We start from the raw sequence: 24377 nt of genomic DNA on the forward strand, positions 1-24377 counted from the left end.
TTTCTAACGGCCACAGCCACTTACTCTGAAGCGAAAAATGAGCTCATCAACTTCCATCTCCCCGGCCAGAGCCTGGCTTGAAAGTTTACGACCGCGCACCCTGCCGCTGGCCTTTGCCTCGATCGTGGTCGGCTCCGCCATTGCCGCCTTGCATGACAGCCTGAAACCCGGCGTGGCACTGCTGGCACTGCTGACCGCCGGTCTGCTGCAAATTCTCTCCAATCTGGCGAACGACTATGGCGATGCGGTAAAAGGCAGCGACAAGGAAGATCGTATCGGACCGCTACGCGGCATGCAGAAAGGCATGATCACCCAGGCACAGATGAAACGTGCGCTGGTCGTGACGGTGGTATTGATTGCCATCGCCGGCTGTTCGCTGATCGCCGTGGCCTGTGAGCAGCCCAGCGACGTCATAGGCTTCCTGGTGCTGGGCGGGCTTTCTATCGTCGCCGCCATTACCTACACCGTAGGTAACAAGCCTTACGGTTATCTGGGATTGGGCGATATTTCGGTGCTGGTGTTCTTTGGTTGGTTGAGCGTAGCGGGTACCTACTACCTGCAAACCCACGCTTTTGACAGCATCGTGATGTTGCCGGCCACCGCCTGCGGTCTGCTGGCAACCGCGGTACTCAATATCAATAACCTGCGCGATATCGAAAGCGATCGCGCCAACGGCAAAAATACCCTGGCGGTGCGGCTCGGCCCGCAGAAGGCGCGCTACTACCACGCCTTACTGCTGATCGGTGCGGTGGCGTGTTTTGCGCTGTTTACGCTGCTTAATCTGCATAGCCTTTGGGGTTGGCTGTTTGTGCTGGCTATCCCGCTACTGGTGCGTCATGGCCTGCGCGTGCTGCGCGATCCGACCCCGGCCGGCATGCGGCCGATGCTGGAACATATGGTCAAGGCGGCGCTGCTGGCCAACGTATTGTTCGCCATCGGCGTGGCACTCAGTTAAAAACTGATGATTTTGCCAACAGGGCGAATAAAGGGATATACTGGTTATTCCAGCGGCAAACAGACGTAAAATCCTATGAAATACGATACTTCCGAACTTTGCGACATCTATCATGAAGAGGTGAACGTTGTTGAGCCTCTATTCTCCAATTTTGGCGGGCGTACTTCATTTGGCGGGCAAATCACTACGGTGAAATGCTTTGAGGATAACGGCCTGTTATTCGATCTGCTCGAGGAGAACGGCCGTGGCCGCGTCTTGCTGATCGACGGTGGCGGCTCGGTGCGTCGCGCCCTGATCAACGCTGAGTTGGCGCGTCTGGCAACCCAGAACGAATGGGAAGGCATCGTGGTTTACGGTGCAGTGCGCCAGGTAGACGATCTGGAAGAGCTGGACATCGGCATTCAGGCGATGGCGGCCATTCCGGCAGGCGCCATCAGCGAAGGCGTTGGCGAAAGCGATATTCGCGTTAACTTTGGCGGCGTCACCTTCTTCTCCGGCGATCATCTCTATGCCGACAATACCGGGATCATTCTGTCTGAGGACCCGCTCGATATCGAGTAACCCGCAGAGATGAAAAAGGGCGCCTAAGGCGCCCTTTTCGATTCTGGCATCAGGGAATCAGACTTCTTCCATTTTGCCCAGCAGCGCGCGCAGGCGATCTTGCCATACGTGCTGCTCTTCTTTCAGTTGCTGATTTTCACGCACCAGAGATTCGTGGTTGCCTGAGGCAGCCTGAACTTCGTGAGACAGAGTATTGTTTTTGTCTTTCAGTTCTTCAATTTCCATCTGCAGCAGGGTGATGGTATCGATCGCCTGCTGAACTTTTGCTTCCAATTTCTCAAATACTTCAAATGACATTCTTCAGTCCCCTCATGATAGCAAGGCGTACATCTATAGCTAACAGCCGCAACTCAGGTTGCAACCGTTGCGAATATGCATCGCGCCAAGTGACACGCGCTTTTATTGAAAAAAGCGCGCCTGTCTCGATAAAACGTTTCTTTCGATAAAAACGATTGTAAGTAGCCTGTCCCCGACTGTCTAGCAACATACCGGCTCATCGCGCAGTCTGTTGCAATTTTCCTGCCCTCACTATCAGCAAAAACTGAAAATGCCCATCGGACAAAAAAGGGTTTGTTAACAATTGGTGGGAAAACCACTGGTCAGATCACACTTTCATGGCGCAGAAAGAACACCGAACGACGCGAATTCGCTCAATTTTATGACGAAGCACACACATTTTGATTTCGCTATTTCTCGTTTATGTTCGTTAACGATAAATTTACATCACGTCCTCAATTAATAATTGGACGAGATGAAAAAAACTGTACCCATAGGCCAGGTGGATTAGCACAGTGAGCCTATAAACCTATAACCGCCGTTTTGCAGGACAACAACATTATGAGCCAAACCACCAGTCCGACCCTAAAAGGCCAGTGTATCGCCGAGTTCCTCGGCACAGGTTTGTTGATCTTTTTTGGCGTAGGCTGCGTTGCCGCACTGAAACTGGCAGGTGCCAGCTTCGGCCAGTGGGAAATCAGTATCATTTGGGGCCTGGGCGTCGCCATGGCCATCTATCTGACTGCTGCCATCTCCGGTGCGCACCTTAACCCGGCCGTCACTATCGCGCTGTGGTTGTTCGCCTGCTTTGACGGACGCAAAGTACTCCCTTACATTGTCGCGCAGATCGCCGGAGCCTTCTGCGCAGCAGCCCTGGTCTACGGGTTGTATTACAACCTGTTCTTCGATTTCGAAGCTGCCAACCATATGGTCCGCGGCAGCGACGAGAGCCTTGCTCTGGCCGGTATCTTCTCCACTTATCCTAACGCGCACATCTCCGTCGGCCAGGCCTTCCTGGTGGAAACGGTGATTACCGCGATTCTGATGTGCCTGATTCTGGCGCTGACCGACGACGGTAACGGTATTCCACGTGGCCCTCTGGCGCCGCTGTTGATCGGTATTCTGATTGCCGTTATCGGCGCCTCCATGGGACCATTGACCGGCTTTGCTTTGAACCCGGCGCGTGATTTCGGCCCGAAACTGTTCGCTTATCTGGCAGGCTGGGGCAAAGTGGCCTTCACCGGTGCACGTGATATTCCGTACTTCCTGGTGCCAATCTTTGGCCCCATCCTCGGTGCCGGTCTGGGTGCCTTCGGCTACCGCGCTCTGATTGGCCGCCATCTGCCGTGCGATGTTTGCGTAGAGGAAGAAGAACCCGCTACCAAGGCCCAGCAGCGCAAAGCGTGATTGACACAGTTTTAAAACGGTTAACAACAGCAGGATTAAGATCATGACAGTAGAAAAAAAATACATTGTCGCTCTCGACCAGGGAACCACCAGTTCACGTGCCGTAGTGCTCGATCACGATGCCAATATTGTTGCGGTATCTCAGCGCGAGTTCACGCAGATTTACCCGAAAGCCGGCTGGGTTGAACACGATCCGATGGAGATCTGGTCATCACAAAGCTCCACGCTGGTGGAAGTGCTGGCAAAAGCCGACATCAATTCCGATCAGATTGCCGGCATCGGCATCACCAACCAGCGTGAAACCACCATCGTCTGGGAAAAAGAGACCGGTAAGCCGATTTACAACGCCATCGTCTGGCAATGTCGCCGCACCGCCGACATCTGCGAAAAGCTCAAGCGCGATGGCCTGGAAGAGTACATTCGTCACAACACCGGCCTGGTGGTTGACCCGTACTTCTCCGGCACCAAGGTGAAGTGGATCCTCGATAACGTTGAAGGTGCCCGTGAACGCGCCAAGCGCGGCGAACTGCTGTTCGGCACCGTCGACACCTGGCTGGTGTGGAAAATGACCCAGGGACGGGTGCATGTGACCGATTACACCAACGCCTCGCGCACCATGATGTTTAACATCCATGAGCTGGACTGGGACGATCGCATGCTGGAAGCGTTGGATATTCCACGCGTCATGCTGCCGAAAGTCCGCCCGTCCTCTGAGGTGTACGGCCAGACCAATATCGGCGGTAAAGGCGGCACGCGTATTCCTATCGCCGGTATCGCCGGTGACCAGCAGGCGGCGCTGTACGGCCAACTGTGCGTTCAACCGGGTATGGCGAAGAACACCTACGGCACCGGCTGCTTCCTGCTGATGAACACCGGCAAAGAAGCGGTACGTTCCAACCACGGCCTGCTGACCACCATCGCCTGCGGCCCGCGCGGTGAAGTGAACTATGCGCTGGAAGGCGCGGTATTTATCGGCGGTGCCTCCATCCAGTGGCTACGCGATGAGTTGAAACTGATCAGCGATGCGGCCGATTCCGAATACTTCGCCACCAAGGTGAAAGACAGCAACGGCGTCTACGTAGTACCGGCCTTCACCGGCCTGGGTGCCCCTTACTGGGACCCGTATGCCCGTGGCGCTATCTTCGGCCTGACTCGTGGTGCGAACAGCAACCACATCATCCGAGCCACACTGGAGTCCATCGCCTACCAGACGCGCGACGTGCTCGACGCCATGCAGGCCGACTCCAACACCCGCCTGCAGTCGCTGCGTGTGGACGGTGGCGCAGTTGCCAACAACTTCCTGATGCAGTTCCAGTCCGACATTCTCGGTACCCGTGTGGAGCGTCCTGAAGTGCGCGAATCGACGGCTCTGGGTGCAGCCTTCCTGGCGGGCCTGGCCATTGGCTACTGGAACGATCTGGATGAGGTGAAGAGCAAAGCCGTTATCGAGCGTGAGTTCCGCCCAAGCATTGAAACCACCGAGCGTAACTTCCGCTACAGCGGATGGAAAAAAGCGGTAGCCCGCGCCCAGGCATGGGAAGATCACGACTAACCCCCTTTTGCTTTGTTGACCAAATCACGCGCTGCCTCCGGGTGGCGCGTTTTTTTTGCCCCGCCCGCTGCCGCCCTGCTGTGATAAACTTTGCCGATATTTTCTTCCTTTCTCACAACGGGTTTTGCCATGAAACGTGAATTAGCCATCGAATTTTCCCGCGTTACCGAAGCCGCCGCGCTGGCGGGCTACAAATGGCTGGGACGCGGCGACAAGAATGCCGCCGACGGCGCTGCGGTCAACGCAATGCGCATTATGCTCAATAAAGTGGATATCGATGGCCGCATCGTGATCGGCGAAGGCGAAATTGATGAAGCGCCCATGCTGTATATCGGCGAGCACGTCGGCAGCGGCCAGGGCGATGCGGTAGATATCGCCGTCGACCCCATCGAAGGCACCCGCATGACCGCCATGGGCCAACCCAACGCACTGGCCGTGCTGGCGGTAGGCGATCGCGGCACTTTCCTGCACGCGCCGGACATGTATATGGAAAAGCTGGTGGTGGGGCCGGCGGCGCGCGGTGCTATCGATCTCAACCTGCCACTGGCAGAAAACCTGAACCAGGTTGCAGCCCGACTGAACAAGCCGCTGGCGCAGCTGACGGTGGTCATTCTGGCCAAGCCGCGCCACGACGGCGTTATCGCGCAGATGCAACAGCTCGGGGTGCGGGTCTTCGCTATCCCCGACGGCGACGTGGCGGCCTCCATCCTGACCTGCTTGCCGGAAAGCGAAGTCGACGTGATGTACGGTATCGGCGGCGCACCTGAAGGGGTGATTTCCGCTGCGGTGATCCGCGCGCTGGATGGAGATATGCAGGCGCGACTGCTGCCGCGTCATCAGGTGAAAGGCGACAGCGCCGAGAACCGCCGCATCAGCGAAGAAGAACTGGTGCGTTGCAAAGAAATGGGGATTGAGGCCGGCAAGGTGTTGATACTGGACCAAATGGCGCGCAACGACAACGTCATTTTCTCCGCCACCGGCATCACCAAGGGCGATCTGCTGGAAGGCATTAGCCGCCAGGGCAATATGGCCACTACGGAAACCTTGCTGATCCGCGGCAAGTCCCGCACTATCCGCCGCATTCGCTCAACCCATTATCTGGACCGTAAAGATCCGGCGCTGCACGAGTTCCTGCTGTAATTAAACAGGGCGCCATTGGCGCCCTGTGGGTTTATGCGGTATGTCCCTGATGCTGGAGACGATTTGACAACGGCCACCAGCACAGCAAAATCAGCAGCGCCATCGCAAACATCAGCAGGCCGAGGCTGAACTGCCCGGTTTGCGGCAGCATGGCGGAGAGCCAGGTCGCCAGGCCCGATCCCATATTCTGCATACCGCCCACCAACGCGCCCGCCGCGCCCGCCAGATAGGGGAAAGGCTCCATCGCGCCAGTGGTAGCCAATGGGAACAACATCCCTGCGCCGAAAAAGAACAGCGCCGCCGGCACGATCAACGTCCAGATGTTCATCACGCCGAACCAACCCGGGATCCACATCATAAGGCCTGCCAGCAAACAGCTGATAACCGAATGCCACATCAGGCTGTGGAAGGTTTTGCCGTCACGGCCGGCGTACCAGGCGCCAAAGAACGCCGCAGGGATCGGCAGGATAAACAGGATACTGACGGTCAGCCCGCTCAGGCCCAACACGCCCCCCATCAGCACGCCACAGCTGGCTTCAAATACCGCGATCCCCGCCAGCGCACCGATCAGCATCACCAGATAGCAGCTGAAAGTGCCGTCGGCCAGCAGCTTGCCGAAACTCGCCAACATGCGCCGTTTTTCTGTCTGCTGAGGCCGGGTTTCCGGCAGCCAACGGAACATGGCGAAGGCGACGCCGGCACAAAGCGCCAACAGGAAAGCATAGCAAGCGCGCCAGCCGAATATCATCGCCAATGCCCCGCCGATGATCGGCGCCAGCAGCGGGCTCACCAGAATGCCCATATTGAGCAGGCTGTTGGCATAGCGCAGCGAGGTCCCGGCATACAGATCACGCGGCATGGTACGCGCCATCACCCCCGCCACGCCGGTGCCCATCCCCTGAATGGCGCTGGCGGCAACCAGCATCGTCAGGCTATTGGACAAGAACGCGCCCAGGGCGCCAATCAGGAAAATCATCATCCCGGCGAGGATCACCGGGCGGCGGCCAATGCGGTCCGACAGCGGGCCGTAAATCAGCTGTGAAAAGCCATAGGTCATCAGATACGCCGCCATCACGCGCTGCACCGCACCGGTGCGCACCGACAGATCTCGGGCAATGTCAGCAATGACAGGAACATAAATGGTTTGCGCCATCTGACCGACGGCCACCAACAGGGTGAGCATCACCAGCAGGCGAAAATTGTCTATTTTTCTCATTGTCTTCGTTAGCGTATTAACTCGTCACAGCGTCCCGGCATGACTCCGGATTGAGTCAGAACGGCGAGCAGCCCTCTATGGCGGCATAAGCTAACAAATCTGATTTTTTTAGCGAGTTTCAGACAGATATTGATCCCGGTCACACTGGCAGCAAAGGCAACCAACCTCGTAAATTAAACTGTACGTCTAACGCTTAAGGGGTAAAAATGGCGAGATCGCCGTAATTTGGCTTTAGCATTTAATCGATAATTATTTTCATCATCTTGAAATAAAATAACACCATAGGGATTTGGTTCATGAAAACACCAGAGCTGATTTTATTGCAGTTGAAAACCTTGGGGCCGCATTCCGCCAAAATGCTGGCTGAGCGTCTGGACATCACCCCAATGGGTATCCGTCAGCATCTGCAATCCCTGGAAAGACGTGAGCTGGTTTGTTACGAAGAGGCGCGTACCAAAGTAGGCCGCCCAACGCGTTACTGGTCGCTGACCCATCAAGGCCACGCTGAGTTCGCCGATTGCCACGATACGCTTGCCACGGCGTTACTGGAGTCTGCCCATCAGTTGTTTGGCGCCGAAGGTGTGGAACAGCTGATTAGCGAACGGGAAGAAAAGCTTTATCAGCGCTATGCCAAAGAGCTGTCGGAAGAACGCAGCCATCAGGGCAGACTCGCCCGGTTGGTGCGCCTGCGGCAGCACGATGGCTACATGGCCGAACTGTTCGAACATCCGCAGGGCATGCTGCTGGTGGAAAACCACTGCCCGATCGGCGTGGCGGCCACCGTCTGCAGCAACCTGTGCAACTCGGAACTGCGGCTGTTTCACCGCCTGTTTGGCCACGGCTACCGAATAGAACGCGCTGCGCATGCCATTTCCGGCTCACGACATTGCGCTTATTTGATTCGACCATTGGAGCTTTAGAGTATGGCTGACTGGGTTAATGGCAAGGTTACGCAGGTAGAGCAATGGACCGACGGGCTGTTCAGCATTACCGTCCATGCCCCTATTGATACCTTTACCGCCGGGCAATTTGCCAAACTGGCGCTGGAAGTTGACGGTGAGCGCGTGCAGCGCGCCTATTCCTACGTCAACGCGCCCAGCGATCCGAATCTGGAGTTTTACCTGGTCACCGTGCCGGAAGGCAAACTGAGCCCGCGGCTCAATCAATTGCGGCCGGGATCGGAAGTGATGGTGACCAAAGAGGCCGCCGGTTTCTTCGTGCTGGAAGAAGTGCCGGAATGCGACACCTTGTGGATGTTGGCGACCGGCACCGCCATCGGCCCTTACCTGTCCATCCTGCAGGAAGGCAAAGATCTGGAACGCTTCAAAAATTTGGTGCTGGTGCATGCCACCCGCTTTGCGCGCGATCTCAGCTACCTGCCGCTGATGCAGCAATTGCAGCAGCGCTACAACGGTAAGCTGCGCATTCAGACTGTCGTCAGCCGCGAAGACGCCGCAGGTTCACTGACCGGACGCGTGCCGGCGCTGATCGAAGACGGCCGGCTGGAAGCGGCGGTGGGGCTGCCCCTTGATGCCGAAACCTGCCACGTCATGCTGTGCGGTAACCCGCAGATGGTGCGAGATACCCAGCAGACGCTGAAGGATCAGCGGCAGATGCGCAAACACCTGCGCCGCAAGCCGGGCCATATGACCAGCGAGCATTACTGGTAACCGCAGGCTTATTTACTGCGGAACCTGACCGGCTCGGCTTCCGGGCCGAAACGGTTGTTCCCTGGGGTGCCGACAAAGGCGCCCAGATCAATCATCATCATCACGAGAATCAGCGTCGGGATAAAACGCCCGACGCCCCACTGCCAGATTGGCGCCAGCATCTGCCAATTGCCCGCCGCCAGCATCCACGCCAGAATCAACAGCAGCGCCCACCAGCCGGCCTTGTTGCGATCGTGCAGGCGCTTGATCAGCACCGCCGTGGTTGGCCACAGCAACGCAACGATAAAGAACGCTATCGACTGGATAGCCACCAGTTGGTAATTCGCCAGCGTAAAGGCGACGGCCATCAAGACCAGCCAGGCACCCATCCAAATCCAGAAGTCACGCCGCCCGATACGGCCCTTAAAAGAAAAACACCACTGCTGTAACGTCATCGATTCCTGCGCTCTTAGCCTGCCCATATTCTGTCGCGCAGTGTAACATAGGCGCCGCCGGGCGGAGATTTACGCCCTGCATTACGCGGAGTAACGCACAGCTTTCCTGTCAGCGAGCGATAATGGCGCGGGATCTTTGACAATCCCCCTCGGTTATCGCTTTAATCGGAGCCATCTTTGTTCTTGATGCCGTGTATGCCATGCTGAGAAAATCCATCGCCATCGCCTGCCTGTTGCTGGGTATCAGCAGTGCCTGGGCCGATCCACCGGATGCCGCCGCCAGTACGTCGCCCGCCGCACCTTACCTGCTGGCCGGTGCGCCGACGTTTGATCTGACGGTGGTAATATTCCGCGAAAAATACAACCGCGATAATCCAACGCTGCCGATCGGCGAATTTCGCGCCATTGCAACCGCAGAAGACGACTCTCCCCTGCTGACCCGTGCCGCCAGCAAGCTGAATGAAAACCTCTATGCCTCCACCGCGCTGGAAAAAGGCACCGGTAAAATCAAAACGCTGCAGATCACTCACCTGCCGCTGCAACAAAGCAGCGAAGAAAAGGCCGCCCGCAGCATTGCCGTCAGCTACATGGCCGCGCTGATGCGCCAATTTGAACCGGCGTTGACGGTGGAGCAAAGCCTGGCGAAAGTGGCCAGCCTGTTGGAAAAGGGCAAAGGCTCACGCTTCTACCAACAGCAGGTCGGCGCGATCCGCTACGTGGTATCGGACAACGGCGATAAAGGGATAACTTTCGCTGTTGAACCGGTTAAGCTGACGCTATCCGAGCCTTAACAGCACGGTATTTAATGACGAAAAGCAAAGCCTTCGCGCTTAATCATCTCTATACTGTTGGGCAGGTAAACTGCCGGTCCGGCAGTGGTTATTTCGACTCTCGCGTTCCCTTGTTGGAGGAAAAAACATGCGTCATCCATTAGTTATGGGTAACTGGAAGCTTAACGGCAGCACTCACATGGTTAACGAACTCATTGCCGCTCTGCGCAATGAACTGAGCAGCGTTGACGGTTGTGGCGTGGCTATCGCACCGCCGGTGATGTACCTGGATCAGGCCAAGCACGCTCTGGCCGGCAGCCGCATTGCTCTGGGCGCTCAAAATGTAGACGTGAACCTGTCCGGTGCATTCACCGGCGAAGTTTCCGCTGACATGCTGAAAGATGTAGGCGCGCAATACATCATCATCGGCCACTCCGAACGTCGCACTTACCACAAAGAAACCGACGCTGCGATCGCCGAAAAATTTGCCGTGCTGAAAGCGGCTGGTCTGATCCCGGTGCTGTGCATCGGTGAAACCGATGCAGAAAACGAAGCGGGTAAAACCGAAGAAGTTTGCGCGCGCCAGATCGACGCAGTGCTGAAAACCCAGGGCGCGGAAGCGTTCAAAGGTACCGTTATCGCTTATGAGCCAGTTTGGGCCATCGGTACCGGCAAATCAGCTACTCCTGCGCAGGCACAGGCAGTACACAAATTTATCCGCGATCACATCGCCAAGCAGGACGCAGCCGTAGCTGCAGAAGTGATTATCCAGTACGGCGGCTCTGTGAACGATAAGAATGCTGCCGAGCTGTTCACCCAGCCGGACATCGACGGCGCGCTGGTTGGCGGCGCATCACTGAAAGCCGACGCTTTCGCCGTGATCGTCAAAGCCGCTGCAGCCGCTAAAAAAGCCTGATTTCATTCGGCTCATAAATAACAAAACCCCGGCATGCCGGGGTTTTTTATTGCCGTCACAAAAACATCAGCGCTTGCTGATCTCGTCGAACACGCCGCCGGTAGCAAAGTGCACCTTCTGCGCTTCGGTCCAGCCGCCGAAGGTATCATCCACGGTGAACAGCTTCAGTTTCGGGAACTGCTCGGCAAACTTGGCCGCCACCGCCGCATCACGCGGGCGATAGTAGTTTTTCGCCGCGATGGTCTGTCCTTCCGGCGTATACAGATACTTCAGGTAAGCCGTAGCCACATCGCGAGTGCCGCGCTTATCGACCACTTTATCTACCACTGAGACAGTCGGCTCAGCCAGAATCGATTCGCTCGGGGTAATAATTTCAAACTTGTCTTTGCCCAGCTCTTTTTCCGCCAACAACGCTTCGTTTTCCCAGGCAATCAGCACGTCACCGATACCGCGTTCAACGAAGGTATTGGTTGAGCCACGCGCACCGGAATCCAGCACTTCAACGTTTTTATACAGGTTTTTCACGAACTCCTGCGCCTTGGCTTTGTCGTTATTGTTATGGTGCAGCGCGTAACCCCAGGCAGCCAGATAGTTCCAGCGAGCACCACCGGAGGTTTTCGGATTCGGTGTAATCACCGACACACCCGGTTTAATCAAATCGGCCCAGTCGTGAATTTGTTTTGGGTTGCCTTTGCGCACCAGGAACACAATGGTCGAGGTATAAGGCGCGGAGTTGTCCGGCAGACGTTTGATCCAGTCTTTGTTGATACGCCCACGTTCGGCGATGGCATCCACATCATAGGCCAGCGCCAGTGTGACCACATCAGCCTCAATACCGTTAATCACCGAGGTGGCCTGCTTGCCGGAACCGCCATGCGACTGACGCACAGTCACTTTATCGCCGGTTTGCTGCTGCCAGTACTTACCGAATGCGGTGTTATATTCCTGATAGAACTCACGCGTCGGGTCGTACGAAACGTTCAGCAGTTGGATATCTTTCGCCATGGCACCGGACGCCAGCAGCATTATTGTCAGACCTACACCCCATTTACGCATCGACTCGTTCTCCCAGGAAAATAATCGCAACCTCAATCGGTTGATTTAGCATCAGAGCCTGCCAGAAACTCTCTCACCAATTAAAGAATTAAAAATTTTGGGCTAGACGATTATGGAATATAAACGCGCCGGACAAAAAAAAGCCCCCGCATGCGGAGGCTGTGACTGCTGGGCTGGGCGGGGATCAGTACAGTTTTTTCGCCGTATCCAACCAGTCGCCCTTAAACGGACGCTTCATATTTTCGATCGCATCGATGATGTCGTGGTGCACCATCTTCTCGTTCTGGATACCGACGCAACGACCACCGTAGCCCTGCAACAGCAGTTCGATGGCGTAAGCGCCCATGCGGGAAGCCAGAATACGATCGTAAGCCACCGGCGAACCGCCGCGCTGAATATGCCCCAGCACGGTAGCACGGGTTTCGCGCTTGGTTTCTTGTTCGATATGGCGCGCCAGTTCATCGATATCGCAGATGTGCTCGGTGATCGCCACGATCGCGTGTTTTTTGCCTTTGGCGATGCCGGCCTTGATTTCACAGACCAGGTCTTCGCGGTTGAATTCGGTTTCAGGCAACACGATGAATTCACAGCCACCGGCGATGGCCGCCGCCAGCGTCAGATCGCCGCAATAACGTCCCATCACTTCAACGATGGAAATACGCTGATGCGAAGATGAGGTGTCGCGCAGACGGTCAATCGCTTCAACCACGGTTTCAAGCGCGGTGAAGAAACCGATGGTGTAGTCGGTACCGGCCACGTCGTTATCAATGGTGCCCGGCAGGCCGATACAAGGGAAACCCTCTTCCGTCAGGCGCTTGGCCCCCATATAGGAACCGTCGCCGCCGATCACCACCAGCGCATCGATACCGCGGTTTTTCAGGTTTTCAATCGCCTTGGCACGTACGCTGTCGTCTCTGAACTCAGGGAAACGCGCTGAACCAAGGAAAGTACCACCGCGGTTGATCATATCGGACACGCTATAGCGGTCCAACCGTTCCATGCGATCTTCGTACAAACCAAGGTAGCCATCGTAAATACCAAAAACTTCCAGACCTTCCGAAAGCGCGGCACGCACAACGCCACGGATCGCAGCATTCATACCCGGCGAATCACCGCCACTCGTCAGTACACCGATTTTCTTGATCATGACTACCTCTGAACTGTAGATGCAATTTCTTAAGAATTCTGTATTCGCCGATTGCCTTGGAACCTCTCCGGCTGCAGAAAACCAGCGTTACGGCTTTATTGCTGGATATTATAACAAAAACACCCAGCTGAATTGATTCAAGTCACGCAATATTACGGTAAAAAATCGACATGGCACGCTGAGCTAACTCGTTATTCGCCTGCCGTACTTATCCTGACCGCCCTGCATGAATTATAGCTCCCAATGCCCCTGCCGGCCCGATGGCACCACGGAACAAGGGTCCTGGTGGATGAGGACATCCGCCCCCGGAAAACGATGCAACAGCGCCTGCTCCACCTGCTCGGCCAGAATATGCGCCTGCATCAGCGGCAGCGTATCGTCCATTTCCAGATGTAACTGGATAAAACGCGTCGGGCCGGACTGCCGTGTGCGCAGATCGTGCGCGCCTTTCACCCCCGGCCAGGAAGAGATTACGTCGATAATCACCTGGCGCTCGTCATCCGGCAATGCCCTGTCCAGCAGCGATTGTACCGCTTCATAGCCCATCCGCAGCGCGCTATAGAGAATGTAGACGCCAATTCCCAATGCAAACAGCGCATCTGCCCGCTGAAAACCGTACCAGCTTAGCCCAAGCGCAATAAGAATAGCACCATTCATCATGACATCTGACTGATAATGAAGCATATCTGCTCGTACGGCCTGACTGCGAGTTTTTCTTACCACCCAACGCTGATAGGTGACCAGGATCAGGGTGCTGACTAGCGCAACGATTGTCACGGCAATACCGATGCCGGGATCGCGCAAGGTTTCCGGCGAATACAGATGCTGAAAACCGGTCAGAAACAGAAAAAGCGCCGAGCCGGAAATAAACATGCTTTGCGCCAGCGCCGCCAGCGACTCCGCCTTACCATGCCCGAAGGTGTGTTCCTCATCGGCCGGTTGCAGCGAGTAGCGCACCACCAGCAGGTTAGTCAGCGACGCGGCAACATCCACCAGGGAATCCACCAGCGCAGCCAGCAGGCTCACCGAACCGGTGCGATACCAGGCAACAATTTTTATCAGTAACAGCGTGGAGGCCAACACGGTGGCAGCTAACGCGGCGGACTTCACCAGACGCGCATATTGCGGTTCCATAACCCACCTTGGGTAAAACATGAGAGGGTCAGTATAACGGAATGACGGGCAAAAAAAGCCCCGCCATCATGGCGGGGAAGACAGGGATGGTGTCTATGGCAAGGAAAAACAGGGGACTACTCAGTCATACTCAACTTCTGGGCAGAAGTTTGCTGCAAACCAGAAATTTGTTGCTCCATCTGCTGCATTCGCTGCTGATGTTTCTGGTCTAAAACGCTTTTTTGCTGTGGCGTCAGCAGGTTATACATTTGATTACGCACCCGGGCCATTTCGACCTGGCGCTTAACCTGTTGCTGGGCCATTGTTTCCGCCTGAGCATACACGGCGGCTTCATCAAATTTGTCTGCGGTCACCAGTTTATGCATGGCTTCCATTTCAGCTACATTGACACCAGGCAGATCGTGGCGCGCCTGGCGCATTAAATCGCGCATTTGCTGGCGCTGCTGCTCAGTCAGGCTGACACCGTCAAACATGTGGTGCTGGCCAGGGACTCTGGTTATCGCATCATTTCCGGGAGTCGGTGCAGTTTCCGAAGTAGTGTCAGCAGCAAACGCAGCGGTAGAACCTATTGCCAGCATTGATGCCATAACTAATGCGGTTACCTTACGCATTTTAACTCCTCGTTCTTTCTCACTTTGCGAATCAACGAGGAGCAGTGTACTGCTGCACCTGCAAACATGCGTCAGTGCATGTAAAACTACGTAAAGTCATGGAATGCCAACAGTTGATGACGTATTTTGCGTCAGGAGGTAAAACATAATGAATAAAATTCTGTTAGTTGACGACGACCGCGAGCTGACCTCGCTGTTAAAAGAACTGCTTGAAATGGAAGGTTTTACTATCGTCGTTGCTTACGATGGCGAACAGGCGTTGTCGCTGCTCGACAGCTCCATCGATCTGCTGCTGCTCGATATCATGATGCCGAAGAAAAACGGTATCGATACCTTGAAAGAATTGCGTCAGCATCACCAGACGCCGGTCATTATGTTGACCGCCCGCGGCAGCGAACTGGATCGCGTGCTGGGCCTGGAACTGGGTGCCGACGACTACCTGCCGAAACCCTTTAACGATCGTGAACTGGTAGCGCGCATCCGCGCCATCCTGCGCCGTTCCAACTGGAGCGAACAGCAGCAAAATGTCGATACCGGCGCACCGACGCTGGACGTTGACGGCCTGCAGCTCAATCCGGGCCGCCAGGAGGCCAGCTTTGACGGCCAAACGCTGGATCTCACCGGCACCGAATTTACCCTGTTGTACCTGCTGGCGCAGCACCTTGGCCAGGTCGTGTCGCGTGAGCTGCTGAGCCAGGAAGTACTGGGTAAGCGCCTGACGCCATTCGATCGCGCCATCGACATGCATATCTCCAACCTGCGACGTAAGCTGCCGAACCGCAAAGACGGCCATCCGTGGTTCAAGACCCTGCGCGGCCGGGGTTATTTAATGGTATCTGCAACATGATCAACAGTTTGACGGCACGTATCTTCGCCATTTTTTGGTTCACATTAGCCCTGGTGCTGATGCTGGTGTTGATGGTGCCCAAGCTCGACTCCCGCCAAATGACCTCGCTGCTGGACAGCGAGCAGCGGCAGGGGTTAATGCTGGAACAACACGTCGAGGCCGAGTTGCAAAACGATCCGGCCAACGACCTGATGTGGTGGCGGCGCTTATTTCGCGCCATTGAAAAATGGGCCCCGCCAGGGCAGCGCCTGCTTCTGGTCACCAGCGAAGGCCGCGTGATTGGTAACATGCAGCGCAACGAAATGCAGCTGGTGCGTAACTTTATCGGCCAGTCTGATAACTCTGATCATCCGAAGAAGAAAAAATACGGTCGCGTCGAGCTGGTCGGTCCGTTCTCCGTGCGCGATGGCGAGGACAACTACCAGTTGTATCTCATTCGTCCCGCCAACAGCCCACAATCCGATTTTATCAACCTGATGTTCGACCGGCCGCTGCTGCTGCTGATCGTCACCATGCTGATCAGCGCCCCCTTACTGTTGTGGCTGGCCTGGAGCCTGGCAAAACCGGCGCGTAAGTTGAAAAACGCCGCCGATGACGTCGCCCGCGGCAACCTGAAACAACATCCGGAGCTGGAATCTGGGCCGCAAGAATTTCTGGCCACCGGTGCCAGCTTCAACCAGATGGTTAGTGCGCTGGAGCGCATGATGACCGCCCAGCAGCGGCTAATCTCCGACATCTCGCATGAACTGCGCACACCGCTCACCCGCCTGCAGTTGGCTACCGCGCTAATGCGCCGTCGTCACGGCGAAGGCCATGAACTGGCGCGCATCGAAACCGAGGCGCAACGTCTGGACTCGATGATCAACGATCTGCTGGTGCTGTCGCGCGGGCAGCAAAAAAGCGAGTTGGCACGTGAGCGGCTGCTGGCCAACGAACTCTGGGCCGACGTGCTGGATGACGCCGGATTTGAAGCCGAGCAAATGGGCAAACACCTGGAAGTCAGCGCCCCTCCAGGCCCTTGGGCGCTATTCGGCAACGCCAGCGCATTAGACAGCGCGCTGGAAAACATCGTGCGTAACGCCCTGCGCTATTCAAACACGCGCATTGCCGTAGCGTTTAGCGCCGACAGCCAGGGCATCACTATTGTGGTCGACGACGACGGTCCTGGCGTCAGCGAGGAAGATCGCGAGCAGATTTTCCGGCCGTTCTACCGTACCGACGAAGCACGAGATCGCGCATCGGGCGGCACCGGTCTGGGCCTGGCGATCGTTGAGGCGGCGGTCAATCAACACCGCGGCTGGGTGAAGGCGGAAGACAGCCCGCTCGGCGGCCTGCGGCTGGTGCTGTGGCTACCTCTGCACCAGCGTTGATCGCCTAAGACAGATCGGCAAGATTTTGTTATTCTGCGCCCCTCTTCATGAGGGGCCTTTTACATGCTGAACATCGTTTTATTTGAACCTGAAATTCCACCCAATACCGGCAATATTATCCGTCTGTGCGCCAATACCGGCTTCCAGTTACACCTGATAGAACCGATGGGTTTTCCGTGGGATGACAAACGGCTGCGCCGCGCCGGGCTGGATTATCATGAATTCGCCAATATCCGGCGTCACGCCGATTACGCCGCCTTTATCGCCAGCGAAAACCCGCAGCGGCTGTTTGCCCTGACCACCAAAGGTACCCCAGCACACAGCGCGGTCAGCTATCAGGCCGGCGACTACCTGCTGTTTGGGCCGGAAACGCGCGGCTTGCCCGCCGAGATCCTCGAGGCCTTGCCTGCACAACAGAAAATCCGCATACCCATGCAGGCGCAAAGCCGCAGCATGAACCTGTCGAACGCCGTCGCGGTGGTGGTGTACGAAGCCTGGCGGCAGTTGGACTATGCCGGTGCACTGATTAAGCCTTAAGCGGTGACAGCCCGCCCTGCGGGGAGGATAATCTGAACAGATCACCTCTCCGGGGACATCGCATGGCTTTCACCGAGAGTATTATCGCCCACTTCCGCAGGCTCGAGAACGCGCTGAATCAGGCGCTGTCGCGTTTACAGGACACGACGGACACTGAGGCTCTGCACGATGTACGCATCAACCTGCGGCGTATCAGGAGCTTGCTGAGGCCATTGCGCGGCACACCCGGCGTCGCACAACTCGAAAACGCCGCCGCCAGTCTGGGGAAACTCACCACGCCGATACGCGATTTGGAAGTGCTGATCGCCGAGCTGGCGCGACATCCGCTAGAGTGGCAGACCAACGTCCGCAAAACCGAATTGCAAAGCCGCAACCTCGCCCTTGCGTCACATCCCTTGCTGTTCCGCTTCCCCAACTTGCTGCATGACTGGCCAAAAAGCTTCCATAAAGCCAAACGCCGGCACGCAAAACGCCGCGTTGCCCGTCGCCTGTCCCGGCAGGTGAAACAGCTGCGTCTGGCGCTGGCCGACGAGCACTACGATCGCCACCGGCTGCGCCTGCTGATCAAGCGGGTACGCTATGTTACCGATGCCTACCCACAGTTCTCGCTTATCACACCGGAAGCCGCCGCCAGCCTGAAAGTGGCGCAAAACGCACTGGGCGACTGGCACGATCGTTTTGTCTGGTGCCGGCAAGCCGAAAATCAGCAAGATCTCTGGCCGCTGCTGCCAGAATGGCAAGAAGCTCAGGAAACGACGCTGGAGAGGGCTGAAGCTGCATTGCTTGCGCTTTCACGTGCGCTCAACCTCTAAAACCCGCGACGCATCACGATCCTGACAAAGTATGTAAAGACAGTGCACGTCTGGCCCCAAAACATTCGCTGCAATAGAGGATAATGAGCTATGTTTTGTAAGGGTAATAGACATTCATCATAGGAAATCGTATGAAAAAAAAACGCTTGAGCGTTGCCATGGCAGTGCTGGCAGCAGGCCTGGTGTTGGCGGGCTGTTCCTCTAAAGTAGCAAATACGCAGCAGTATTCAGGTTTTCTGAGCGATTACAGCAAGCTGCAGGAAACTGAATCGGCCACCGGCCATAAAACGCTGCGTTGGATCGATCCTACCTTTAAAGAATCCAATTACCGGGGCGTCTATTTTTCTCCTGTGACCTATTACCCGGCGGCCAAACCGACGGCACGCGTCAACCAGGATACGCTGAACAAAATCAAAGACTACGCCAATCAGCGAATCAACGCCGCACTGAGCGAGCGAATGACCGTGCTGCAAAGCCCGTCAGGATCGCGCGTGCTGCTCGCCAAAGTGGCGATCACCGCCGTGTCGGCTGAAAATGAAGATCTGAAGTTTTATGAAGTCACCCCGGTTACCGCAGTGATCGCCAGCACCATGGCCGTCAGCGGGCACCGCACGCAAAACACCACGCTGTTCCTCGAAGCGCAACTGATCGATCAGGATACCGGCAAAACGGTGATGGAAGTGGTGCGTAAGGGCTATGGCAAGACCGTCAGCAATGACTCCGCACCGGTGACGGCGAACGAGGTCAAAGCGGCTATCGATAGCATGGTTACCGATATCGTGAAATTCCCGAAACAGGGTTAATTCTCTGCCGGAAAACATCGGGGGAGCCAAAAGCTCCCCCGATGTTATGCATCAGCAAACCGGTTTAAATGCCGTCGCCGAACTCAAAACCCTGATTAGTGCCGTTGAAGTACTGATCCATATCCATCGAAGGCGTATCGCTTTCCGGCCGGCCGACGATGCGCGCAGGCACCCCGGCGGCGGTGGTATGCGGCGGTATCGATTGCAAGACTACCGAGCCGGCACCGATTTTTGCGCCTTTACCCACCTCGATATTGCCGAGAATTTTAGCCCCGGCGCCAATCATTACACCTTCTCGGATCTTCGGATGACGATCGCCGCTGGTTTTGCCGGTACCGCCAAGGGTAACCGACTGCAGGATGGACACGTCGTTTTCTACTACTGCGGTTTCACCGATAACGATGCCGGTGGCGTGGTCGAGCATAATGCCGCAGCCGATGGTAGCCGCTGGGTGGATATCCACGCCAAAGGCAACCGAAATTTGATTTTGCAGGTAAATCGCCAATGCCTGACGCCCCTGCAACCACAGCCAGTGGCCGATGCGGTAAGCCTGCAGCGCATGAAAGCCTTTCAGATACAGCAGCGGCGTCGAGTATTTATCTACCGCCGGGTCGCGCAGGCGCACCGCCAGGATATCGCGCGCAGCCGAGACGATCATCTGGTTATCGGCAAGGTAGGCGTCTTGCACCACTTCACGTACCGCGATAGCCGGCATAATCGGGTTTGCCAGCTTGTTTGCCAGAATATAGCTGAGCGCACTGCCCAGGTTTTCATGCTTGAGCAATGTCGCATGGAAAAAGCTAGCCAGCATCGGTTCACACTCAGCCAGCTCTCTCGCTTCTGATTTGATGCTCTTCCAGACCTGCTCTAACTCTTCTGACGACATCAGGTTCCTCTCCACCTTGCAAAACAGGCTGCCTCACCGCATCACGGTCAGGCAGCCCAAATCAATTGCCAGGGTCAGCTTGCTGCCCCGCCTATCGGTTTTATACTTGTCACCCTTCAAGCCGCAGCACCGTTGGCTGCAACCTGAAATCCCCAGGGTATGGGGATCAGACGCTGTGCTTTTCGTCTTTTCTGGTGCGCCCTAACAGGCTCAACGCGGCTTCCCGGGCATTTTTATGGCAGTACAGCACCTGATAAATCTGCTCGGTAATCGGCATTTCCACACCATGCCGTTGCGCCAACGCCAACACCTCTTTGGTATTGCGATAGCCTTCAACCACCTGACCGATACTGTCTTGCGCTTCTTGCACGCCTTTTCCCTGCCCCAGCATAATACCGAAACGGCGGTTGCGCGATTGATTATCGGTGCAGGTCAGCACCAGATCACCCAAACCGGCCATGCCCATGAAGGTCGAGGGATCGGCACCCAACGCCGAGCCGAGGCGGCTCATTTCCGCCAGACCACGGGTAATCAATGCAGTACGCGCATTGGCGCCAAAGCCGATACCGTCTGACATCCCGGCGCCGATGGCGATCACGTTCTTCACCGCCCCCCCCAACTGCACGCCGATAAAATCGGGGTTGCTGTAAACGCGGAAGCTTTTACCGCAATGCAGCAGCTGTTGCAGATCTTCAGCGAACTGAGTATCAGTGGAGGCCAGCGCAATCGCGGTCGGCAGCCCAGCGGCCAGCTCTTTGGCAAAGGTTGGCCCTGAGACCACCGCCAGCGGGATATCATCGCCCAGCGCTTCGCGCGCTACGTCCTGCAGCAGCCGGCCGGTCTCCGCTTCCAACCCTTTGGTCGCCCACACGATGCGGGCATCCGGGCGCAGATGCGGCTTGAGCTGGCGCAATACGTCACCGAACACATGGCTTGGCACTACCACCAGCACATCGCGACTGGCAGCCAGCGCACGTGCCAGATCGGCTTCGAGCAGCAGCGTATCGGGGAAGGCAACGTCGGGAAGAAACGCCTGATTGCAGCGGTCACGCTGCAATTTTTGAATTTGCTCTGGGTTATGCCCCCACAGCACCACGGGGTGGCCGTTACGCGCCAGCGTAATGGCTAATGCGGTGCCGTACGAGCCGGCACCGATAACGGTCATTGAAGCATTGACGGTGTTCATCAGGCATCCTGATGTGGTGCGGCACCTTCGCCTTCCGCCTGCTGTTGCAGATAGTTCATGAACAGCGCGTCGAAGTTAACCGGGGCCAGGTTCAGTTGCGGGAATGTGCCGCGAGAAACCAGGCTGGTGATGCACTCACGCGCATACGGGAACAGAATGTTCGGGCAGTATGCACCCAGGCAATGCGCCAGCTGCGTGCCGTCGATGCCTGCAACGGAGAAAATGCCCGCCTGCTGCACTTCACACAGGAACGCAGTTTCTTCGCCCAGAGACGCAGTCACGGTTACGCGCAGTACAACTTCATACACTTCGTCAGCCAACTGGCTGGAAGCGGTATCTAGATCCAGTTTAACTTCTGGCTGCCATTCCTGCTGGAAAACCTGCGGAGCGTTTGGCGCTTCGAAGGAGATATCCTTGGTGTAAATGCGCTGAATCTGGAAAGCCATCTCTGTGCTGTTTTGTTCTGACATGTGTGTAATACCCTTGGTTAAACGTCCTTATTGACACTCAGTAACCGGCAGTGGTTCGCTTATAGCAACGGATCCAGACCACCACGAGCATCGAGTTCATATAAATCATCGCAGCCGCCGATATGCCGGTCGTCGATGAAAATCTGAGGCACGGTGGTGCGCCCACTACGCGCAATCATCGCTTCGCGTTTTTCATTATCGCCATCAATGGCGATTTCGTTAAACGCCGCGCCCTTACTGTTCAGCAACGCTTTGGCGCGATGGCAGAACGGGCAGGTCGCTTTGGTGTAGATATCAATGTTAGCCATGGATTACCACCTCAAATACATTAAAGAATTACTTACCGCGCACTAACGGCAGGTTTTCCCCGCTCCAGCCGGCAATACCGTCTTTCAGCGTGGCCACGTTTTCAAAACCGGCCTTGCTCAGGTTTTCCGCCGGCTCGCGAGAGGCGGTGCCGTTGGCGCAAACCACGATGATCGGCTGAGCCTTGTGTTTTTCCAGCTCGCCCAGGCTGCCGCTTTTGATTTCGCTCGCCGTCAGGTTGATGGCATTCGCCAGGTGGCCTTTACGGAAATCATCACGGCTGCGGGTATCAACCACAACGGCATCTTCTTTATTAATCAGGCGGGTGGCTTCACCACGAGCGATCTCTTTCACCTTGGAGAAACGGCTTTTGAACGTCATGACGATCACAGCAACCAGCAAGCCAATCCAAGCCAGGCTCAGTATCGGATGCTTGCTAACGAATTGCATAATTTCTTGCAGCATGGGGTGTAACAACTCCCGTCAGTTAAGGGATAAAATAAGTCAAGGCTCCAGAGTATACCTGCCGAGTGCGGCAAATACAGCCAATAAGCAAGCGCTATTGCAGAAACTGCGGAGTACGCTGAGAAATTCCTAACGTCAGAGCATAAAAGCCGGTCTTGTTCGCCGCAACTTTGATCTCTCGGGGCTCTTTTTAATCGTGCGCGTTGTAAAATCAGGCGGTTTTAAGGTGAATAGCCATCATTCCGATCGCGGGCAGATGGCTATTCACAACTTAAAAGTTCATAACGAGGTTAATGCAATGTCGAGTAACAAAAAGCCGATGGTGCTGGTGATCCTGGACGGCTACGGCCATCGGGAGGAGCAACAGGACAATGCCATTCTGAACGCCAAAACGCCGGTGATGGATCGCCTGTGGCAACAGCAGCCGCACACCCTGATCGCCGCTTCCGGCCTGGACGTGGGCTTGCCTGATGGCCAGATGGGCAACTCGGAAGTGGGCCACGTCAACCTGGGCGCCGGACGCATCGTTTATCAGGATTTGACCCGACTGGATAAAGAAATCAAAGACGGCGATTTCTTCGCCAATCCGACGCTGACGGCGGCGGTCGACAAGGCCGTACAGGCGGGCAAAGCGGTGCATATCATGGGCCTGCTGTCGCCGGGCGGCGTGCACAGTCATGAAGACCACATTTTGGCCATGATTGAACTGGCCGCTCAACGCGGCGCGAAAGCCGTGTACCTGCACGCCTTCCTGGACGGCCGTGACACTCCGCCACGCAGCGCAGAAAACTCGCTGCAACGCTTTAGCGACGCCTTTGCCAAACTGGGTGTCGGGCGCATCGCCTCGCTGATTGGCCGCTATTACGCCATGGACCGCGACAACCGCTGGGACCGTGTTCAACTGGCTTATGATCTGATGACTGAGGCTCAGGGCGATTACGTGGCCGATAACGCCGTTACCGCACTGCAAGCCGCTTATGAGCGTGGCGAAAACGACGAGTTCGTGAAACCGACCGTGCTTCAGGCCACCGGTGAAACCTCTGCCGCTTTGCAGGATGGCGACGCGCTGATTTTCATGAACTTCCGCGCCGATCGCGCGCGCCAGATTGTTCGCGCCTTCGTGAATGCCGATTTCGGCGGATTCCCCCGCGCCAAGGTGGTGAACTTCGGTGATTTCGTGATGTTGACCGAATACGCCGCCGACATCAAAACCCCTTGCGCCTACCCGCCGGCGTCGTTAAGCAACACCTTCGGCGAATGGCTGATGAAGCACGACAAAACTCAGTTGCGCATCTCGGAAACCGAAAAATACGCGCATGTCACTTTCTTCTATAACGGCGGCGTGGAAGAGCCGTTCAAAGGCGAAGAACGCGTGCTGGTCAACTCGCCGAAGGTCGCCACCTACGATCTGCAACCGGAAATGAGTTCGGCCGAGCTGACCGACAAACTGCTGAGTGCCATCAGCAGCGGCAAATACGACGCCATTATCTGCAACTACCCGAACGGCGACATGGTGGGCCATACCGGCGTCTATGACGCGGCGGTGAAAGCGGTGGAAACCCTCGATAGCTGCATCGCGCAGGTCGTGGAGGCCGTTAAGGCCGTTGACGGGCAGCTGTTGATCACCGCCGATCACGGCAACGCCGAACAAATGCGCGATCCGGCCACCGGTCAGGCGCATACCGCCCATACCAGTCTGCCGGTGCCGCTGATTTACGTCGGCAAGCCTGCTCACGCGGTCAATGGCGGCAAGCTTTCCGATATCGCGCCGACCATGTTGACGCTGATGGGAATGGAAATCCCGAAAGAGATGACTGGTAAGCCGCTGTTCATCGTGGAATAATCCTTCT

General features: G+C 56.3%; 28 protein-coding genes. 15 read left to right on the top strand and 13 right to left on the bottom strand.

Going from position 1 to position 24377, the window contains the following annotated elements; all coding sequences use genetic code 11:
• The first annotated feature begins 37 nt into the window (after window positions 1-37).
• Window positions 38-955, top strand: a complete 918-nt coding sequence (locus JEM67_RS26725) for a 1,4-dihydroxy-2-naphthoate polyprenyltransferase (RefSeq protein WP_199637608.1) — start codon at window positions 38-40, stop codon at window positions 953-955.
• A gap of 75 nt (window positions 956-1030) precedes the next feature.
• Window positions 1031-1516, top strand: a complete 486-nt coding sequence (rraA, locus tag JEM67_RS26730; RefSeq protein ID WP_013814997.1) for a ribonuclease E activity regulator RraA — start codon at window positions 1031-1033, stop codon at window positions 1514-1516.
• 57 nt (window positions 1517-1573) lie between these two features.
• Here rraA and zapB read toward each other — a convergent pair whose 3' ends face one another.
• Window positions 1574-1813: a septal ring assembly protein ZapB gene (gene zapB / locus JEM67_RS26735; protein WP_004953193.1), complete on the bottom strand. Its 240-nt coding sequence runs from the start codon at window positions 1811-1813 to the stop codon at window positions 1574-1576.
• Window positions 1814-2353: 540 nt separating this feature from the next.
• Here zapB and JEM67_RS26740 point away from each other — a divergent pair.
• Both JEM67_RS26740 and glpK read left to right on the top strand, forming a co-directional pair.
• Window positions 2354-3199, top strand: a complete 846-nt coding sequence (locus JEM67_RS26740) for an MIP/aquaporin family protein (protein ID WP_004953195.1) — start codon at window positions 2354-2356, stop codon at window positions 3197-3199.
• A 43-nt stretch (window positions 3200-3242) separates the two neighbouring features.
• Window positions 3243-4751: a glycerol kinase GlpK gene (gene glpK / locus JEM67_RS26745; protein WP_013814998.1), complete on the top strand. Its 1509-nt coding sequence runs from the start codon at window positions 3243-3245 to the stop codon at window positions 4749-4751.
• On the opposite strand, the gene JEM67_RS26750 is transcribed toward glpK, so the two are convergent.
• On the bottom strand, window positions 4748-4900 hold the full coding sequence (locus JEM67_RS26750; protein ID WP_199637606.1) for a hypothetical protein: 153 nt from the start codon (window positions 4898-4900) through the stop codon (window positions 4748-4750). The two genes, glpK and JEM67_RS26750, sit on opposite strands and share 4 nt — an antisense overlap.
• Between JEM67_RS26750 and glpX the strand changes: the two genes are divergently transcribed.
• Window positions 4881-5891 (top strand): class II fructose-bisphosphatase, encoded by a 1011-nt coding sequence (gene glpX / locus JEM67_RS26755; protein ID WP_199637604.1) that lies wholly within the window; start codon window positions 4881-4883, stop codon window positions 5889-5891. The two genes, JEM67_RS26750 and glpX, sit on opposite strands and share 20 nt — an antisense overlap.
• Window positions 5892-5922: 31 nt before the next feature.
• Here glpX and emrD read toward each other — a convergent pair whose 3' ends face one another.
• Window positions 5923-7107, bottom strand: coding sequence for a multidrug efflux MFS transporter EmrD (gene emrD / locus JEM67_RS26760; protein ID WP_199637602.1), 1185 nt, complete (start codon window positions 7105-7107; stop codon window positions 5923-5925).
• A gap of 296 nt (window positions 7108-7403) precedes the next feature.
• On the opposite strand from emrD, the gene JEM67_RS26765 reads away from it, so the two are divergent.
• Together JEM67_RS26765 and fpr are read left to right on the top strand one after the other, a co-directional pair.
• A complete protein-coding gene (locus JEM67_RS26765) occupies window positions 7404-8027 on the top strand; it encodes a helix-turn-helix transcriptional regulator (protein WP_013815001.1) in 624 nt (207 codons plus the stop codon).
• A gap of 3 nt (window positions 8028-8030) precedes the next feature.
• Window positions 8031-8777 carry a ferredoxin--NADP(+) reductase gene (gene fpr / locus JEM67_RS26770; RefSeq protein ID WP_004953210.1) on the top strand — a complete coding sequence of 249 codons (747 nt, stop codon included), beginning with the start codon at window positions 8031-8033 and terminating at the stop codon, window positions 8775-8777.
• A gap of 8 nt (window positions 8778-8785) precedes the next feature.
• On the opposite strand, the gene JEM67_RS26775 is transcribed toward fpr, so the two are convergent.
• Window positions 8786-9211 carry a DUF805 domain-containing protein gene (locus tag JEM67_RS26775; RefSeq protein ID WP_013815002.1) on the bottom strand — a complete coding sequence of 142 codons (426 nt, stop codon included), beginning with the start codon at window positions 9209-9211 and terminating at the stop codon, window positions 8786-8788.
• Window positions 9212-9411: 200 nt separating this feature from the next.
• On the opposite strand from JEM67_RS26775, the gene JEM67_RS26780 reads away from it, so the two are divergent.
• Both JEM67_RS26780 and tpiA read left to right on the top strand, forming a co-directional pair.
• Window positions 9412-10002: a DUF1454 family protein gene (locus JEM67_RS26780; protein ID WP_013815003.1), complete on the top strand. Its 591-nt coding sequence runs from the start codon at window positions 9412-9414 to the stop codon at window positions 10000-10002.
• A 127-nt stretch (window positions 10003-10129) separates the two neighbouring features.
• Window positions 10130-10897 (top strand): triose-phosphate isomerase, encoded by a 768-nt coding sequence (tpiA, locus tag JEM67_RS26785; protein WP_004953219.1) that lies wholly within the window; start codon window positions 10130-10132, stop codon window positions 10895-10897.
• A gap of 66 nt (window positions 10898-10963) precedes the next feature.
• On the opposite strand, the gene JEM67_RS26790 is transcribed toward tpiA, so the two are convergent.
• The 4 genes from JEM67_RS26790 to cpxP form a co-directional block, all read right to left on the bottom strand.
• Window positions 10964-11953: a sulfate ABC transporter substrate-binding protein gene (locus tag JEM67_RS26790; protein WP_126528936.1), complete on the bottom strand. Its 990-nt coding sequence runs from the start codon at window positions 11951-11953 to the stop codon at window positions 10964-10966.
• Window positions 11954-12137: 184 nt separating this feature from the next.
• A complete protein-coding gene (gene pfkA / locus JEM67_RS26795; protein ID WP_004953227.1) occupies window positions 12138-13100 on the bottom strand; it encodes a 6-phosphofructokinase in 963 nt (320 codons plus the stop codon).
• A gap of 231 nt (window positions 13101-13331) precedes the next feature.
• Window positions 13332-14234 carry a CDF family cation-efflux transporter FieF gene (gene fieF / locus JEM67_RS26800; RefSeq protein WP_199637600.1) on the bottom strand — a complete coding sequence of 301 codons (903 nt, stop codon included), beginning with the start codon at window positions 14232-14234 and terminating at the stop codon, window positions 13332-13334.
• A gap of 116 nt (window positions 14235-14350) precedes the next feature.
• Window positions 14351-14845: a cell-envelope stress modulator CpxP gene (gene cpxP / locus JEM67_RS26805; RefSeq protein WP_004953231.1), complete on the bottom strand. Its 495-nt coding sequence runs from the start codon at window positions 14843-14845 to the stop codon at window positions 14351-14353.
• A 148-nt stretch (window positions 14846-14993) separates the two neighbouring features.
• On the opposite strand from cpxP, the gene cpxR reads away from it, so the two are divergent.
• From cpxR to JEM67_RS26830, 5 genes are all read left to right on the top strand, one after another.
• Window positions 14994-15692, top strand: a complete 699-nt coding sequence (gene cpxR / locus JEM67_RS26810) for an envelope stress response regulator transcription factor CpxR (RefSeq protein WP_004953234.1) — start codon at window positions 14994-14996, stop codon at window positions 15690-15692.
• Window positions 15689-17062 carry an envelope stress sensor histidine kinase CpxA gene (gene cpxA, locus JEM67_RS26815; RefSeq protein ID WP_013815005.1) on the top strand — a complete coding sequence of 458 codons (1374 nt, stop codon included), beginning with the start codon at window positions 15689-15691 and terminating at the stop codon, window positions 17060-17062. The genes cpxR and cpxA overlap by 4 nt, the downstream gene beginning before the upstream one ends.
• A 63-nt stretch (window positions 17063-17125) precedes the next feature.
• The gene (gene trmL, locus JEM67_RS26820; protein WP_006317734.1) at window positions 17126-17599 is read left to right on the top strand and encodes a tRNA (uridine(34)/cytosine(34)/5-carboxymethylaminomethyluridine(34)-2'-O)-methyltransferase TrmL; all 474 of its coding nucleotides are present in this window, start codon (window positions 17126-17128) and stop codon (window positions 17597-17599) included.
• 62 nt (window positions 17600-17661) lie between these two features.
• Window positions 17662-18411, top strand: a complete 750-nt coding sequence (locus tag JEM67_RS26825) for a CHAD domain-containing protein (protein WP_199637598.1) — start codon at window positions 17662-17664, stop codon at window positions 18409-18411.
• Window positions 18412-18542: 131 nt separating this feature from the next.
• On the top strand, window positions 18543-19214 hold the full coding sequence (locus tag JEM67_RS26830) for a DUF3313 domain-containing protein (RefSeq protein WP_199637596.1): 672 nt from the start codon (window positions 18543-18545) through the stop codon (window positions 19212-19214).
• A 64-nt stretch (window positions 19215-19278) separates the two neighbouring features.
• Here JEM67_RS26830 and cysE read toward each other — a convergent pair whose 3' ends face one another.
• The 5 genes from cysE to JEM67_RS26855 form a co-directional block, all read right to left on the bottom strand.
• The gene (gene cysE, locus JEM67_RS26835; protein WP_199637594.1) at window positions 19279-20100 is read right to left on the bottom strand and encodes a serine O-acetyltransferase; all 822 of its coding nucleotides are present in this window, start codon (window positions 20098-20100) and stop codon (window positions 19279-19281) included.
• A 166-nt stretch (window positions 20101-20266) separates the two neighbouring features.
• The gene (gene gpsA / locus JEM67_RS26840; RefSeq protein WP_013815008.1) at window positions 20267-21286 is read right to left on the bottom strand and encodes an NAD(P)H-dependent glycerol-3-phosphate dehydrogenase; all 1020 of its coding nucleotides are present in this window, start codon (window positions 21284-21286) and stop codon (window positions 20267-20269) included.
• Window positions 21286-21756, bottom strand: coding sequence for a protein-export chaperone SecB (gene secB, locus JEM67_RS26845; RefSeq protein ID WP_004953255.1), 471 nt, complete (start codon window positions 21754-21756; stop codon window positions 21286-21288). The genes gpsA and secB overlap by 1 nt, the downstream gene beginning before the upstream one ends.
• 59 nt (window positions 21757-21815) lie before the next feature.
• Complete coding sequence (gene grxC, locus JEM67_RS26850; protein ID WP_004953258.1) at window positions 21816-22064, bottom strand: glutaredoxin 3; 249 nt, start codon at window positions 22062-22064, stop codon at window positions 21816-21818.
• 28 nt (window positions 22065-22092) lie between these two features.
• Entirely contained in the window at window positions 22093-22527 is a 435-nt protein-coding gene (locus JEM67_RS26855) for a rhodanese-like domain-containing protein (protein WP_013815009.1), read from the bottom strand.
• Between the two features lie 298 nt (window positions 22528-22825).
• Between JEM67_RS26855 and gpmM the strand changes: the two genes are divergently transcribed.
• The gene (gene gpmM, locus JEM67_RS26860) at window positions 22826-24370 is read left to right on the top strand and encodes a 2,3-bisphosphoglycerate-independent phosphoglycerate mutase (protein WP_199637592.1); all 1545 of its coding nucleotides are present in this window, start codon (window positions 22826-22828) and stop codon (window positions 24368-24370) included.
• Window positions 24371-24377: the final 7 nt, after the last annotated feature.

Origin of the sequence: Serratia sp. PAMC26656, assembly GCF_016469055.2 — a bacterium.
Taxonomy (GTDB): domain Bacteria; phylum Pseudomonadota; class Gammaproteobacteria; order Enterobacterales; family Enterobacteriaceae; genus Serratia; species Serratia plymuthica.